The sequence below is a fragment of the Candidatus Polarisedimenticolaceae bacterium genome, assembly GCA_036376135.1.
In the GTDB taxonomy this organism is placed as follows: domain Bacteria; phylum Acidobacteriota; class Polarisedimenticolia; order Polarisedimenticolales; family DASRJG01; genus DASVAW01.
In genome coordinates, this window is the sequence record DASVAW010000107.1 from 34012 (window position 1) to 48354 (window position 14343).

The following is a 14343-nucleotide window of genomic DNA, read 5'->3' on the forward strand; positions in this document are numbered from 1 at the left end:
AAGCGGGTTGGGGTGGGTTGCTACGATCCACCCCACACATGAATCAGGACCAGGTCGGTACCTTTTCGTTTCCCAAGTGGGTGGACCGTCTCCGCGACGTCCTGGGCGCCATCCTACTGGGCATCCTCCCCATCTATCTCGTGATCTTGGTTTGGTACGGCGCCTCGCCACGCACCACCGACGTGGGGTATGCGCCGGTCCAGCCGATCCCGTACAGCCATGCGCTGCACGCGGGGCAGCTCGGCATCGACTGCCGTTACTGCCACAACACGGTCGAGAACGCCGCGCACGCGGCGATCCCGCCGACGCAGACGTGCATGAACTGTCACGCCAAGATCCGGACCACCTCGCCGAAGCTCGTCGCGCTTCGCGAGAGCTACACCACCGGGATGCCGATCCCGTGGGTGAAGGTGCACGACCTTCCCGACTACGCCTACTTCAACCACAGCGCGCACGTGCGCCGTGGCGTGGGCTGCGTCGAATGCCACGGACGCGTGGACAAGATGGAGGTCGTCTACCAGGCGCAGACGCTCAGCATGGGCTGGTGCCTGGACTGCCATCGCAACCCCGAGCCGCGCCTGAGGCCGGTGGATCAGGTGACGAACATGGCGTGGCAACCCGAGGGCGACCGCGCGGAGCTGGGCAGGAAGCTCCGCGCCGCGCTGAACCTCAATCCATCGCAGGACTGCAGCACATGTCATCGATGACCGACGAGCACCACGACGGCCGGGCGTACTGGCGCAGCCTCGACGACCTGGCCGACAAGCCCGAGTTCCGGGAGCTCGTCCGGCGGGAGTTCCCGCTCTTCGCGGACGAGATGCTCGCCCCGTCGCGGCGGGACTTCCTCAAGCTGATGGGCGCCTCGGTCGCGCTCGCGGGCCTGACCGGCTGCCGCCGCTGGCCGGCGGAGCTACTCGTCCCGTTCGCGCACCGCCCCGAGGGGTACGTCCCCGGCGTGCCGGTGCAGTACGCGACGTCGATGGAGATCGGCGGCTCGGTCCAGGGGCTGCTCGTCACCGCTTACGACGGGCGCCCGATCAAGGTCGACGGGAACCCGATGCACCCCGCCTCGCTCGGGGGGACCGACCACCTCGCGCAGGCGAGCGTCCTCCAGATGTACGACCCCGACCGCGAGGTCCGGGTGTCGGAGCGGCAGGGCGAGGTCTTCGTCGAGCGCGGCTGGGACGCCTTCCTCGCGCACGCCCTGCCGACGATGCGCGAGCACAAGGCCGACGGCGGCCGCGGACTTCGCGTCCTGTGCGAGGCCTCCTCCTCCCCGAGCCTCGCCGATCTCAAGGCGCGCTTCCTCGCGGCCTACCCCAACGCGTCGTGGCACACCTGGGAGCCGCTGAACCGCGACCAGGAGCGCGAAGGGGCGCGCCTGGCGTTCGGACGGGCCGTCCGGACCCATTACGCGCTCGCCGAGGCCGAGGTCGTCCTCGCGCTCGACGCGGATCTGCTGATGGCGCACCCCGACGGCGTCCGGTACGCGCGCCACTGGGGCTCGCGCCGCTCGGCGGCCGGCGGGTCGATGAACCGCCTCTACGCCGTCGAGAGCGTGTATTCGCTCACCGGCGGCGTCGCGGATGTCCGCATTCCCGTGCAGGCCCGCATGGTGGCGGTGGTCGCAGGCAAGGTCGCCGCAGCCCTCCTGAAGGCGGGGGTCGCGCTTCCCGAGAGCCTCCAGTCGATTCGCCCGGCGATCGATGCGTTCGGGCGCAACGCCTTCACCGACCCCGCGATCGAGAAGATCGCCGCCGACCTCGCCGCGAACCGCGGGCGGTCGATCGTCGCGGCGGGGCCGCGGCAGCCCGCCGTCGTCCACGCGCTCGCCCACGCGATCAACGCGATGCTCGGCAACGCCGGGACGACGGTGCGCTACACCGAGGATCCCGAGGGCGACCGCCCGGCGCACGCCGCGTCGCTGGGTGCCCTCACCGCCGCGATCGGTAACGGCGGCGTGAAGACGCTGATCCTGCTCGGGGGCAACCCCGTCTTCGACGCCCCCGCCGACGCCGGCCTCCCCGCGGCTCTCGGCAAGGTCCGCGAGACCTGGCGGCTGGGGGACTACCTCGACGAGACGTCGGAGGTGTGCTCCTGGCACCTGCCGAAGGCCCATTACCTCGAGGCGTGGAGCGACCTCCGCTCGTGGGACGGAACGTGGGGGGTGACGCAGCCCGTCCTCGAGCCGCTCTACGACGGGAGAACCGCGGCCGAGACCCTCGCGCTCCTGCTCGAGGAGCCGACCGCGAAGGGGTACGACCTCGTCCGCCGCTCGCTCGGCGGCGCGCTCGGGACCCCCGATTTCGAGCCGCGCTGGAGACAGGTGCTCCACGACGGCATCGTCGCGGACAGCGCCTTCCCCGCGATCGTCCCCGAGATCACCGCGGCCGCATGGTCGTCGGAGCTCGCCGCGGCGGCGGGGACGACCGCCGTCGAGGGGTCGAAGCTCGAGGTCGTCTTCGAGCGCTCGATCCCCGTGCACGACGGCCGCTTCGCCAACCTCGGCTGGCTGCAGGAGATGCCCGAGCCGTTCACGAAGACGACGTGGGACAACCCCGCGATCGTCGGTCCCGCGACCGCGAAGGCGCTGGGCGTCGGAACCGGCGACGTGGTCAAGGTCACGGTGGACGGGCGCTCGATCGAGATCCCCGTCTTCGTGCTCCCCGGGACCGCCGCGAACACGATCGTCCTCCACACCGGCTGGGGCAGGCGCCGCGCGGGCCGCGTGGGGACGGGGCGGGGGTTCGACGTCTACCCGGTGCGCAGCGCGGCCTCGTCGTGGTTCGGAGTCGCCGAGGTCGCCGGGACCGGGGCGACCTACGACATCGTCTCCGTCCAGGACCACCACGTCGTCGACGATCTCGGCAAGACCGAGCGCGACCGGCGCGCGCTGCACCTGGTCCGCGAGGCGGACCTGGATTACTTCCGGGAGCATCCCGACTTCGCGCAGCACATGGTGCACGTCCCGGGCGACATCCAGCTGTGGAGCCCCCACGCCTACGAGGGGTACAAGTGGGGGATGACGATCGACCTGTCGTCCTGCATCGGGTGCGGGGCGTGCGCGGTCGCCTGTTACGCCGAGAACAACATCCCGGTGGTCGGCAAGGCGGAGGTAAGGCGCGGCCGCGAGATGAGCTGGCTGCGCATCGACCGGTACTTCCAGGGAAGCCCCGACCGGCCGCACTCGCTCGCCTTCCAGCCGATGACCTGCCACCACTGCGAGAACGCCCCCTGCGAGCAGGTGTGCCCCGTGGCGGCCACCGTGCACGACCAGGAAGGCCTCAACGTGATGGTCTACAACCGCTGCATCGGCACGCGGTACTGCTCGAACAACTGCCCGTACAAGGTGCGGCGGTTCAACTACTTCAACAACCACAAGCACCCCAACGCGATCGAGTCGATGGTCTACAACCCCGAGGTCACGGTCCGCTCGCGAGGCGTGATGGAGAAGTGCACCTTCTGCATCCAGCGGATCGAGGGGGCCAAGATCCGGGCGAAGAACGATCAGCGGCGCGTGCAGGACGGCGAGATCGTCACCGCCTGCCAGCAGGCCTGCCCGACGCAGGCGATCGTCTTCGGCGACCTGAACGACGAGGGGAGCCGCGTCGCGGCGGCCTTCGGGGACAAGCGCAGCTACGGCGTCCTCGAGGAGATCAACACCAAGCCGCGGCTGAAGTACATGGCGCGCCTCAAGAACCGGCCGGAGGGGTTCACGGTCGAGCCCCCGACGTCCGGCCACGGCGGCGGCCACCACGGCTCGGAGGCCTAGAGGCATGGGCGTCATCTCCATCGATCGCCGGGAAGTCCTCGACAACACGACGGACGACCCGACCCGGCGCGCGCCGCTGATCCTCGGCGAGAACGACTACGCGTCGGTCACCGAGAAGGTCTGCCGGATCGTCGAGGCGCCGAAGCCCCCGAAGGCGTGGTACGTCGGTTTCGCCGTCGCCTCGTTCTTCGCGGGGATCCTCGGCGCGATGATCCTCTACCTGTTCACGACGGGCGTGGGCGTCTGGGGCCTGAACAAGCCGGTGAGCTGGGGCTTCGACATCACCAACTTCGTGTTCTGGGTCGGCATCGGCCACGCCGGGACGCTGATCTCCGCGATCCTCTTCCTGTTCCGGCAGAACTGGCGGACCTCGATCAACCGGTTCGCCGAGGCGATGACGATCTTCGCGGTCATCTGCGCCGCGACCTTCCCGGGGATCCACGTCGGCCGGGTCTGGTTCGCATACTGGCTCTTCCCGATCCCGAACCAGATGCAGATGTGGCCGAACTTCCGCAGCCCGCTGCTCTGGGACGTCTTCGCGGTCTCCACGTACGCGACCGTGTCGCTGGTCTTCTGGTTCATGGGGATGATCCCCGACCTCGCCACGATCCGGGACCGGGCCTCCGGCAAGATCCGGCAGTTCGCCTACGGCCTGTTCAGCCTCGGCTGGCGCGGCTCGCACCGGCACTGGCACCGCTACGAGCGCGCCTACCTGCTGCTCGCCGCGCTCGCGACGCCGCTTGTCCTCTCGGTGCACTCGGTCGTGTCGTTCGACTTCGCGACCTCGATGCTCCCGGGCTGGCACGCGACGATCTTCCCGCCCTACTTCGTGGCGGGCGCGATCTTCGGCGGATTCGCGATGGTGCTCGTGCTGATCGTCCCCGCGCGCGAGTGGTTCGGCCTCAAGGAGATCATCACCCTCCGGCACATCGACAACATGTGCAAGATCCTGCTCGCGACCGGGATGATGGTCGGCTACGCGTACGCGATCGAGTTCTTCATCGCCTGGTACAGCGGCAGCCCCACCGAGCGCTTCGTCTTCATCAACCGCGCCTTCGGCCCGTACTGGTGGGCGTACTGGACGATGGTCACCTGCAACGTGATCGTGCCGCAGGTCTTCTGGTCGAAGGCGGCGCGCTCGAACGTCTGGGTCGTGTGGACCGTCGGCGTGCTCGTCAACGTGGGCATGTGGTTCGAGCGCTTCGTCATCATCGTCACCTCGCTCCACCGCGACTTCATCCCGTCGAACTGGTCGATGTACGAGCCGACGTGGGTCGAGTACCTGACCCTCGCCGGGAGCTTCGGCCTGTTCTTCACCCTCTTCCTGCTGTTCCTGCGGTTCCTCCCGATGATCGCGATGGCGGAGGTGAAGAGCGTCATGCCGCAGCCGCACCCGCAGGGCCGCGCGGAGGGCCACCGATGAGCGGCGCCGGCGGTCGCGCCCTCTGGGGCCTGCTCGCGGAGTTCCGGACTCCCGCCGAGCTCGTGCACGCCGCCGAGGCGGTGCGCGACGCGGGATTCTCGAAGTGGGACTGTCACGCGCCGTTCCCCGTGCACGGGCTCGACGGCGCGATGGGGATCAAGCCGACCAAGCTCCCCTGGGTCGTGCTCGGCGCCGGGCTGACGGGGTGTTTCGGCGGATTCCTCATGCAGTGGTGGATGAACGCCTACGACTACCGCGTCATCATCAGCGGCAAGCCGTTCTGGTCGATTCCCGCGAACGTCCCGGTGGCGTTCGAGCTGACGATCCTGCTCAGCGCGCTCACCGCGTTCGGCGGCATGCTCGCGTTCAACGGCCTGCCGCAGTGGTTCCACCCGCTGCTGCGCAACGCACGCTTCAAGCGCACCACCGACGACCGGTTCTTCATCAGCATCGAGGCGACCGACCCGAGGTTCGACGTCGAGGCGACGGAAAAGCTCCTTCGCGACGCCGGCAGCCTCCACGTCGAGTGGATCGAGGAGTAGGGGATGTTGCCGCGCTCGCTGCGCCTCACGCTGATCGCCGTCGCCGTCGTGGCGCTGGTGCCGTTCGCGTACCTGTTCAAGGCCCGCTACACGCTCTCGCCGCTCCCGCGGGTCCACCCGATCCAGGGCATGGACAACCAGCCGAAGTACAAGGCCCAGCGCTCCAACCCGGTCTTCTCGGACACGCGCGCGCAGCGCCCGCCGGTCGCCGGCACCGTCGCCCGCGGCCAGCTGCGCAACGACGACCGGTTCTACCGCGGCCTCGAGAACGGGCAGTGGGTCACGGCGATTCCGGTCGAGGTGACGCCCGCGCTGCTCCATCGCGGTCAAGAGCGGTTCGGCATCTACTGCTCCCCCTGCCACGGCCTGTCGGGGTACGGCGACGGCATCGTCGGCGTGCGCGCCGACCGGCTGCAGGAGGGGACCTGGGTCCCGCCCGCGAATCTCCATGACGACCAGGTCCGGCAGCGCGCCGACGGCCACCTCTTCAACACGATCACGAACGGCATCCGCACCATGTCGGCCTACGGGCCGATCATCCCCGAGCAGGACCGCTGGGCGATCGTGTCGTACGTCCGCGCCCTGCAGCGCAGCCAGCACGGGACCGACACCGACGTTCCGGCCGACCTTCGGGCCCGGCTGGCGGAGAAGTAGCCGTGGCCTCGCACAAGCACGTGGACCTCGCCTCCGAGCGCCTGACCCTCGACGAGATCGGTCCCCGCTGGCAGATGATCGCGCTGGCGGTGGGCGCCATCGGGTTCGTCGGGGCGTTCGTCGCCGGCGGCGGCCTCGACGGAGGCTGGCGCCAGTTCTGGCACTCGTGGCTCGCGAACGCGGCCTTCTTCACGAGCCTCGCGCTCGGCGGGCTGTTCTTCACCCTGATCCAGCACCTCACGCGGGCGGGGTGGAGCGTCGTCGTCCGGCGCTTCGCCGAGGCGGTCGCCGCCAACATCCTGCTCCCCGCCCTGATCCTGCTGGCCCCGATCGCCTTCAAGCTGTCGACCGTCTTTCCCTGGGCCGACCCGGCCGTCGCCCACGGCGACCCGCTGGTCGAGGCGAAGCTCGGGTACCTCAACCCGACCTTCTTCCTCATCCGCACGGCCGTGTATTTCCTGATCTGGGGAGCGCTCGCGCACTGGTTCCTCTCGCGTTCCACCGAGCAGGACGCCTCGGGCGACCCGGATCTGACGGTCCGGATGCAGCGCTGGGCCGCCCCGGGCACGCTGCTGTTCGCCCTGAGCGCCACCTTCTTCTCGTTCGACTGGCTCATGTCGCTCAAGCCGCAGTGGTTCTCGACGATCTTCGGGGTCTACTTCTTCGCCGGCTGCGTCGTCGGGTTCTTCGCGCTGCTCCCCCTGATCGCGATGCTCGTGCAGGGCGCCGGAAGGGTCCGCGGCCTCGTGAACGACGAGCACTACCACGACATGGGCAAACTCGTCTTCGCCTTCGTGGTCTTCTGGGCCTACATCGGCTTCTCGCAGTTCATGCTCATGTGGTACGCGAACCTCCCCGAGGAGACGGTCTGGTACGCCTATCGGATGAACGACGCCTGGGCGCCCGTGTCGTGGCTCATGCTCTTCGGTCACTTCGTCGCGCCGTTCTTCCTGCTGATGTCGCGCCACATGAAGCGCCGCAAGCCCATCCTCGCGTTCGGCGCCTGCTGGATGCTGGCGATGCACTGGATGGACCTCTACTGGATCGTGATGCCGCAGGCGTTCCCCGAGCACCTGCCGTTCTCGATGGTCGACGGGGCGCTGTTCCTGGGGATGGGCGGACTGTTCGCCTTCTTCGCGCTGCGCCGCCTGTCGAGCCGCGCGCTGGTGCCGCGGAAGGACCCGCGCCTGGCCGAGTCGATCCGGTTCGAGAACATCTAGGGAGCCCGTGATGAACGAACCCGCCCTCTCCCACGTCGCCGAGGACAACCCCGACATCGCGGGGACCGTCGCCACGGGCGTCATCGGCGTCGCGCTGCTCGTCGGCATCGTGGTGGCCCTGCAGGGGCTCTACGACAAGGCCGACGCCGCGGAGTTCCGGCAGAAGGTGGAGGCGCAGGCCCCCGTCGAGCTGCAGGACCTCCAGGCCCGCCAGCGCGACAAGATCTCCCGCTGGGTGAAGGATCCCGCGACGGGGGTCGTGCGGATGCCGATCGACCGCGCGATGGAGCTCGTCGTGACCGAGCGCGCCGGACAGGCCGCGCGCCCATGAACGCGTTCGCCCTCGCCGTGGTCCTCGCCGCGACGGCCGTTCCGGCCGTGTCGGCGGACCGCACCGAGCCCCTCCCCAAGGAGCTCGAGGGCGTGGGCGTGGACGAGAAGCTCGACGCGCAGGTCCCGCTCGACCTCGAGTTCACCGACGACCTGGGCCGCAAGGTCACCCTGCGCGACTTCGTTCGCGGGGACAAACCGGTCGTGCTGACGCTGAACTACTACCGGTGCCCGATGTTGTGCACCCTGGTGCTCAACGGCTACATCGAGGGGCTCAAGGCGCTCGACTGGTACCCCGGCGGGGAGTTCACGTCGGTCACCGTCAGCATCGACCCGAGGGAGCTGCCGACGCTCGCGCGGGCGAAGAAGCAGAATTACCTCGAGGAGTACGGGAAGCCGCTCGCCGACCGCGGCTGGCCGTTCCTCGTCGGAAGCGCCGAGAGCGTCAAGCGGCTGACCGACGCGGTCGGGTTCCGCTACACGTACGACGCGCAAGCCGACCAGTACGCGCACGCGGCCGTCATCCTCGTCCTGACCCCCGAGGGGCGCGTGTCGAAGTACCTGTACGGCGTGAAGTTCGAGCCGGCGACGCTGCGACTCGCCCTCGTCGAGGCCTCCGAGGGGCGGATCGGCTCCGCTTTGGATCAGCTGATTCTCTATTGTTACCATTACGACCCGAGCACGGGCACCTACGCCCCGGCAGCGCTGAAGATCATGCGGTTCGGAGCGATCCTGACGACGCTGGTTCTGGCCGTCGTCCTGGGCTCGTTCTGGGCGCGGGAATTCCGCCGCCGGAGCGTGGCGTGAGAGGAGCGGAAGGCTTCGGCATGACGGCCAGCTTGTGGAACGCGATCCAGGCGACCGGGCGCGACGCGACGGCGTGGCTCCCGCAACAGGCGTCCGAGCAGGCGCCGGTCGTCGACTGGCTCTTCGACGTCGTGACGTGGATCTCGATCTTCTTCTTCGTCCTCATCACCGCCGTGCTCCTCGTCTTCATCGCGAAGTACCGCCGGCGCCCCGGGCACGTCGAGCAGCAGACGGCGACCCACCACCAGGCCCTCGAGGTCACCTGGACGGTGATCCCGCTGTTCATCGTGATCTGGATCTTCTGGGAGGGGTTCACGCGGTACCTCGACCTGCACAGCGCACCGCTGAACTCCTACGAGATCCAGGTCCTGGCCCAGAAGTGGAACTGGTCGTTCACCTACCCGAACGGGTACGTCGACGCGAACCTGCACGTCCCGGCCGGCCAGAACGTCAAGCTGACGATGACCTCGCAGGACGTGCTCCACAGCCTGTACGTCCCGAACTTCCGGGTGAAGAAGGACGTGGTGCCGGGCCGGTACACCTCGTTGTGGTTCCGCTCCGAGCGCCCGGGGGACTACGACCTGTTCTGCACCGAATACTGCGGGACCAGCCACTCGAACATGCTCGCGCGGGTGATCGTGCATCCCCCGGGGGAGTTCGAGAAGTGGCTCGCCGACGCCGCGAACTACATCGACAAGCTCCCCCCGGAGAAGCTCTGGGAGGCGGGGCAGAAGCTCTACCAGCAGCGCGGGTGCGCGCAGTGTCATTCGGTCGACGGCAAGACGGGGACCGGCCCGAGCTTCAAGGGCATCTGGAACCACCCGGCCGAGCTGAAGACCGGCGAGAAGGTGCTCGTCGACGAGAACTACGTCCGGAGCTCGATCCTCAACCCGCAGGGCCAGATCGTCGCGGGGTACGAGCCGGTGATGCCCACCTATCAGGGTCGCCTGAAGGACAAGGAGATCACCGCGATCATCGAGTACATCAAGACCCTCGAGAAGTGAGGCGGGAGAAACACCGATGGGCACTGCCGAAGGAACCCTCACCGGCGCGGGCGTGAAGCCCGGGGGCGGGGGCACCAACTACCTCACGCACTCGTCCGGATTCCTGTCCTGGGCCCTCACCCTCGATCACAAGCGGATCGGGGTGATGTACCTCGTCTCGATCCTCTCCGCGTTCGCCCTGGGCGGGTTCGCGGCCCTCGCGGTGCGCACCGAGCTGCTCGGTCCGCAACAGACGGTCATGACCGCCGACGGCTACAACAAGATGTTCACCCTCCACGGCGCGGTGATGATCTTCCTGTTCATCATCCCCGGCATCCCCGCGGCGATCGGCAACTTCGTGCTGCCTCTGATGCTCGGCGCCAAGGACGTCGCGTTCCCGCGCCTCAACCTCGCGAGCTACTGGCTGTGGGTGACCGGCGCCACCCTGATGATCGCCGCGGTGATCACCGGCGGCGTCGACACGGGCTGGACCTTCTACACGCCGTACAGCACGACGACGAACACCAACGTCATCAAGACGACCTTCGGCGTCTTCGTCCTCGGGTTCAGCTCGATCCTGACCGGCCTCAACTTCATCGTCACGATCCACAAGCTCCGCCCGAAGGGGATGACCTGGTTCAAGATGCCCCTCATGCTTTGGGGGCTCTACGGCACGGCCCTCATCCAGGTCCTCGCGACGCCGGTCCTCGCGATCACCCTCCTGCTCCTGATCGCGGAGCGGGTGATGGGCGTCGGGATCTTCGATCCGTCGCTCGGCGGCGACCCGGTCCTCTACCAGCACTTCTTCTGGTTCTACTCGCACCCCGCCGTGTACATCATGATCCTCCCGGCGATGGGCGTGATCTCCGAGCTCATCTCGATCCACAGCCGCAAGCACATCTTCGGCTACAGCTTCATCGCGCTCTCGTCGATCGCGATCGCCGCGTTCGGCTTCCTCGTGTGGGGCCACCACATGTTCACGAGCGGCCAGTCGGGCGTCGCGAACATGATCTTCTCGGCCCTCACCTTCAGCGTGGCGATCCCCTCGGCGATCAAGACCTTCAACTGGCTGGCGACGCTTTACAAGGGCAGCATCGTCCTCAACACGCCGATGATCTACGCCCTGTCGTTCATCGTGCTGTTCGGGATCGGCGGCCTGACCGGCCTGCACCTGGGCGCCCTCGCCGTCGACGTGCACCTGCACGACACCTACTTCGTGGTCGCGCACTTCCACTACGTGATGTTCGGCGGCACGGTCATCGCCTTCCTCGGCGGCCTCCATCACTGGTGGCCGAAGATCACCGGGCGCATGTACAGCGAGTTCTGGGGCCGCGTCGCCGCGGCGATGGTCTTCGTCGGGTTCAACGTGACCTTCTTCACGCAGTTCCTGATGGGAAGCCAGGGGATGCCCCGCCGCTACTACAACTACGTGGAGGCCTACCACGGCTACCACGTCGTGTCGACGATCGGCTCGTACCTCATGGGCGCCGGCTTCGTCATGATCGCGGCCTACCTGCTGCATTCGCTCTTCCGCGGCAAGGCCGCCCCGACGAACCCCTGGGGCGGGAACTCGCTCGAGTGGCACACGCCCTCCCCGCCGCCGCACGACAACTTCTCCGAGACGCCGACGGCCGAGGACCCCTACGACTACACCCGGCTCCAGTACGACCCGGCGACGGACTCGTACCTCCCGAAACACGCCGCGAGGGCCTGATCCGCGATGAGTCACGCCGCCCACGACCACGATCATCCGGCGCACCTCCAGCATCACTTCGAGACGCCGGCGCAGCAGTTCGACTCGGGAAAGCTCGGGATCTGGCTGTTCCTCGCCACCGAGATCCTGATGTTCGGAGGCCTCTTCGTCGCGTACGCGGTCTACCGGGCGAACCACCCGGAGATCTTCCTGTACGCGCACCGGTTCCTCGACAGCACGCTCGGGGGGATCAACACCGTCGTCCTGCTGTGCTCCTCGCTGACGATGGCGTGGGCGGTCCGCTGCGCGCAGCTCGGAAAACAGAAGGCCCTCAAGGTCCTCCTCGCGCTGACGATCCTCGGCGGCTTCGGCTTCATGGGGATCAAGTACGTCGAGTACCGGCACAAGTGGCACGAGGGGCTGATGTGGGGCACCAAATACGCCCCGTCGGAGCACGCGAAGGAGGCCGCCTTCGGCCACCACGAGACGAAGGCCGCCGAGAAGCCCGCCCCCGCGCCGGCGCTCCCGCCGGTCGCCCCGATGACGCCGCTCGCCAAGGACGTCGTCTTCGAGCAGTCGAAGGTCGCGCCGGCGCCGCAGGGCCCGACGGGAACCGTGTCGAAGGAGGCGCGCGGCGACGCCGAGCACGCCACCCACACGGCGAGGGAAGCGAAGAACGTGCAGGTCTTCTTCGGGATCTACTTCCTGATGACGGGCCTGCACGGGATCCACGTCGTGGTCGGGATCGGGCTGATCAGCTGGATCCTCAAGAAGGCCGCGGCGGGCGCGTACGGCCCCCAGTACTTCACGCCGGTCGACTTCGTCGGTCTCTACTGGCACCTCGTCGACCTGATCTGGATCTTCCTCTTCCCGCTCCTGTACCTGATCCACTGAGGTAAGACGATGGCGCACGGTCACGGTGAAGGACATCCGATCGTCGGGCACGTGGTGCCGTTCCGGCTCCTGGTCTCGGTCCTGGGCGCGCTTTTGGTCCTGACCGTGGCGACGGTGGGCGCGACGCGGTTCGACCTCGGCAGCTACAACGTCTGGATCGCGCTCGCGATCGCCGTCGTGAAGGCGGCCCTGGTCGTCCTCTACTTCATGCACATGCGCTGGGAGAGGCCGTTCAACGCCGTGATCTTCATCACCGCGCTGTTCCTCGTCGCCCTGTTCATCGGCATCGCCCTCGCCGACACGCACGCCTACAAGCCCGACCAGATCCCCGGCTACGCGCCGAAGATGGGAACCGTGGTCCAGTGACCCCCGGGCTGCGGTCCGTCGTCGGGGGGCCGGACACCGGGGACCCCCGCAAGGACCGCGAGGGCCCTTCGCCTCCGGGGAGCGGCGTCCTCGGGATGTGGGTCTTCCTGGCCTCGCTCGCGATCCTCTTCATCGCCAGCATCGCCGGATACCTCGTGGTCCGCTTCCGCGCCGCGGAGTGGCCCCCGCCCGGAATGCCGCGCCTTCCGGGCGGCCTGATCCTCGCGACGCTGGTGCTGATCGGCTGCAGCGTGGCCGTGCACCTCGCGCTCGGCGCGATCCGCAAGGGGAGCCCCACCGCGATGACGCGGTGGCTGTTCGTGACGTTCGGGCTGGGCGTGTTGTTCCTGGCGATGCAGGCCTGGAACTGGTGGGGGCTCATCACCGCCCAGTTCGGGCCCGACACGAAGAACCTCTACGCCTTCACCTTCTACATGCTCACCGGGCTCCACGCGGCCCACGTCGTCGGCGGGCTCGTCCAGCTCGGCTGGGTGATCGTCAAGGCGATGCTCGGGAAATACGGGAGCGGCTGGCACCCCGGCGTCCTCTACAGCGCCATGTACTGGCACTTCCTCGACGCCGTGTGGATCGTGATGTTCCTCGTGATGTTCGTGTTCGCGTAGGGGCTACGGCTCGATCGTCCCCGGATCCTCCGGGTGCGCCGCGTACCAGGCGAACCAGAAGGCGTAGACCCCGTCGAAGACGGCGCCGTCGTCGGGCCCGACCGCGGAATCGCTGCGGATCTGGTCCTTCGGCGTCACGAGCGGGACCACGCGCCGGGCCCCGGCGTCGCCCACCACGAGCACCCGCTGCTTGGGCGCGAGCGAGTCCGCGGGAGGCATCGGGTCCACGGGGTACCGGATGATGTCCGAGTTGAAGTAGGTCCCGTAGGCGTCCTTCTTGTACTCGTTCACCTCGGCGAGGATCGGCGCCAGGACGTCCGACTCCGGGTGCCGCTCGGTCCACTTGTCGAAACGGGACAGGGCGCACGGGATCCGCGTCAGCGTCGCCCCCGCGGCCGGGCCGGCGATCGCGCGGGCCTGGAGCTGGCTCCAGAGGCTTTCCTTCCCCGGCGCGTCCCGGCGGTCGTACATCAGCAGGTTCGAGTTGTGGAGGAGTCCCGAGACGCCGAACTTCAGCGTCTCGCCGTTCACCCGGCGGTCGTAGACCGCGACCCCTTCCGAGAGCGGGTTGTAGGTGACGACGATCGGCACGCCGCCGACGACGTCGTTGACGACCTCGTGCCAGTTCAGGACCCGAAGCGGGTACGCCCGCGACTGGCCGTTGATCTCGACCCCGATGACCCGGTCGCTCGCGACGAGGTACTTCCCGCGCTCGACCTCGGCCATCAGCGGGACCTTCTTCGGGTCCATCGTCGCGGGATCGTCGAGCGCCTTCAGCGCGTCCACGACCATTCCGCTCGAGACGATCGTGTCCTTCGGGACGAGGGTCTTCGAGAGATCGAATCCGTACGAGGCGGGGGAGCGCCCGTCGCCGCGCGGCTTCACCCGGTTGGGGTCGAACAGGGGGGCGAGGTTCCAGACGGTCCCGACGGCGGTGAAGGCGAAGGCGAGAAGGAGCACCCATCCGGCACTGGCGAAGGTGAACAGGCGTTCCTTCTTCGGGGCGGCTTCCATGGGAATCCTCCGAGAGGACCGG

General features: G+C 68.2%; 14 protein-coding genes. 13 read left to right on the plus strand and 1 reads right to left on the minus strand.

Annotated elements, in window-relative coordinates; all coding sequences use genetic code 11:
* The first annotated feature begins 38 nt into the window (after nucleotides 1–38).
* From VF139_10945 to VF139_11005, 13 genes are read left to right on the plus strand one after another with little or no spacing between them, the layout of a single operon-like run.
* Nucleotides 39–707, plus strand: a complete 669-nt coding sequence (locus VF139_10945) for a cytochrome c3 family protein (protein HEX6851908.1) — start codon at nucleotides 39–41, stop codon at nucleotides 705–707.
* Entirely contained in the window at nucleotides 695–3772 is a 3078-nt protein-coding gene (locus VF139_10950) for a TAT-variant-translocated molybdopterin oxidoreductase (GenBank protein ID HEX6851909.1), read from the plus strand. Before VF139_10945 ends, VF139_10950 begins: the two co-directional genes overlap by 13 nt.
* 4 nt (nucleotides 3773–3776) lie before the next feature.
* The gene (gene nrfD / locus VF139_10955; protein ID HEX6851910.1) at nucleotides 3777–5195 is read left to right on the plus strand and encodes an NrfD/PsrC family molybdoenzyme membrane anchor subunit; all 1419 of its coding nucleotides are present in this window, start codon (nucleotides 3777–3779) and stop codon (nucleotides 5193–5195) included.
* Nucleotides 5192–5737, plus strand: a complete 546-nt coding sequence (locus tag VF139_10960; GenBank protein HEX6851911.1) for a DUF3341 domain-containing protein — start codon at nucleotides 5192–5194, stop codon at nucleotides 5735–5737. The genes nrfD and VF139_10960 overlap by 4 nt, the downstream gene beginning before the upstream one ends.
* A gap of 3 nt (nucleotides 5738–5740) precedes the next feature.
* Nucleotides 5741–6391 (plus strand): cytochrome c, encoded by a 651-nt coding sequence (locus VF139_10965; protein HEX6851912.1) that lies wholly within the window; start codon nucleotides 5741–5743, stop codon nucleotides 6389–6391.
* A 2-nt stretch (nucleotides 6392–6393) separates the two neighbouring features.
* Complete coding sequence (locus tag VF139_10970) at nucleotides 6394–7611, plus strand: hypothetical protein (protein ID HEX6851913.1); 1218 nt, start codon at nucleotides 6394–6396, stop codon at nucleotides 7609–7611.
* 10 nt (nucleotides 7612–7621) lie between these two features.
* Nucleotides 7622–7942, plus strand: coding sequence for a hypothetical protein (locus VF139_10975; protein HEX6851914.1), 321 nt, complete (start codon nucleotides 7622–7624; stop codon nucleotides 7940–7942).
* Nucleotides 7939–8748 (plus strand): SCO family protein, encoded by an 810-nt coding sequence (locus tag VF139_10980; GenBank protein HEX6851915.1) that lies wholly within the window; start codon nucleotides 7939–7941, stop codon nucleotides 8746–8748. The genes VF139_10975 and VF139_10980 overlap by 4 nt, the downstream gene beginning before the upstream one ends.
* Nucleotides 8749–8768: 20 nt before the next feature.
* The gene (coxB, locus tag VF139_10985; protein HEX6851916.1) at nucleotides 8769–9752 is read left to right on the plus strand and encodes a cytochrome c oxidase subunit II; all 984 of its coding nucleotides are present in this window, start codon (nucleotides 8769–8771) and stop codon (nucleotides 9750–9752) included.
* 16 nt (nucleotides 9753–9768) lie between these two features.
* Nucleotides 9769–11445 carry a cytochrome c oxidase subunit I gene (gene ctaD, locus VF139_10990; protein ID HEX6851917.1) on the plus strand — a complete coding sequence of 559 codons (1677 nt, stop codon included), beginning with the start codon at nucleotides 9769–9771 and terminating at the stop codon, nucleotides 11443–11445.
* Nucleotides 11446–11451: 6 nt separating this feature from the next.
* Nucleotides 11452–12318 (plus strand): cytochrome c oxidase subunit 3 family protein, encoded by an 867-nt coding sequence (locus VF139_10995; protein ID HEX6851918.1) that lies wholly within the window; start codon nucleotides 11452–11454, stop codon nucleotides 12316–12318.
* Nucleotides 12319–12327: 9 nt separating this feature from the next.
* Nucleotides 12328–12684 carry a cytochrome C oxidase subunit IV family protein gene (locus VF139_11000; protein HEX6851919.1) on the plus strand — a complete coding sequence of 119 codons (357 nt, stop codon included), beginning with the start codon at nucleotides 12328–12330 and terminating at the stop codon, nucleotides 12682–12684.
* A complete protein-coding gene (locus tag VF139_11005; GenBank protein HEX6851920.1) occupies nucleotides 12681–13307 on the plus strand; it encodes a cytochrome c oxidase subunit 3 in 627 nt (208 codons plus the stop codon). Before VF139_11000 ends, VF139_11005 begins: the two co-directional genes overlap by 4 nt.
* A 3-nt stretch (nucleotides 13308–13310) precedes the next feature.
* On the opposite strand, the gene VF139_11010 is transcribed toward VF139_11005, so the two are convergent.
* Nucleotides 13311–14321, minus strand: coding sequence for a DUF3179 domain-containing (seleno)protein (locus VF139_11010; GenBank protein ID HEX6851921.1), 1011 nt, complete (start codon nucleotides 14319–14321; stop codon nucleotides 13311–13313).
* Between the last annotated feature and the right edge of the window lie 22 nt (nucleotides 14322–14343).

Coding starts and splice junctions, on each gene's coding strand:
- VF139_10995 (HEX6851918.1), top strand. CDS start 11,452: ATGAGTCACGCCGCCCACGACCACGATCATCCGGCGCACCTCCAGCAT.
- VF139_10965 (HEX6851912.1), top strand. CDS start 5,741: ATGTTGCCGCGCTCGCTGCGCCTCACGCTGATCGCCGTCGCCGTCGTG.
- VF139_10945 (HEX6851908.1), top strand. CDS start 39: ATGAATCAGGACCAGGTCGGTACCTTTTCGTTTCCCAAGTGGGTGGAC.
- VF139_11000 (HEX6851919.1), top strand. CDS start 12,328: ATGGCGCACGGTCACGGTGAAGGACATCCGATCGTCGGGCACGTGGTG.
- nrfD (HEX6851910.1), top strand. CDS start 3,777: ATGGGCGTCATCTCCATCGATCGCCGGGAAGTCCTCGACAACACGACG.
- VF139_10960 (HEX6851911.1), top strand. CDS start 5,192: ATGAGCGGCGCCGGCGGTCGCGCCCTCTGGGGCCTGCTCGCGGAGTTC.
- VF139_11010 (HEX6851921.1), bottom strand. CDS start 14,321: ATGGAAGCCGCCCCGAAGAAGGAACGCCTGTTCACCTTCGCCAGTGCC.
- VF139_10980 (HEX6851915.1), top strand. CDS start 7,939: ATGAACGCGTTCGCCCTCGCCGTGGTCCTCGCCGCGACGGCCGTTCCG.
- VF139_10950 (HEX6851909.1), top strand. CDS start 695: ATGTCATCGATGACCGACGAGCACCACGACGGCCGGGCGTACTGGCGC.
- coxB (HEX6851916.1), top strand. CDS start 8,769: ATGACGGCCAGCTTGTGGAACGCGATCCAGGCGACCGGGCGCGACGCG.
- VF139_10975 (HEX6851914.1), top strand. CDS start 7,622: ATGAACGAACCCGCCCTCTCCCACGTCGCCGAGGACAACCCCGACATC.
- ctaD (HEX6851917.1), top strand. CDS start 9,769: ATGGGCACTGCCGAAGGAACCCTCACCGGCGCGGGCGTGAAGCCCGGG.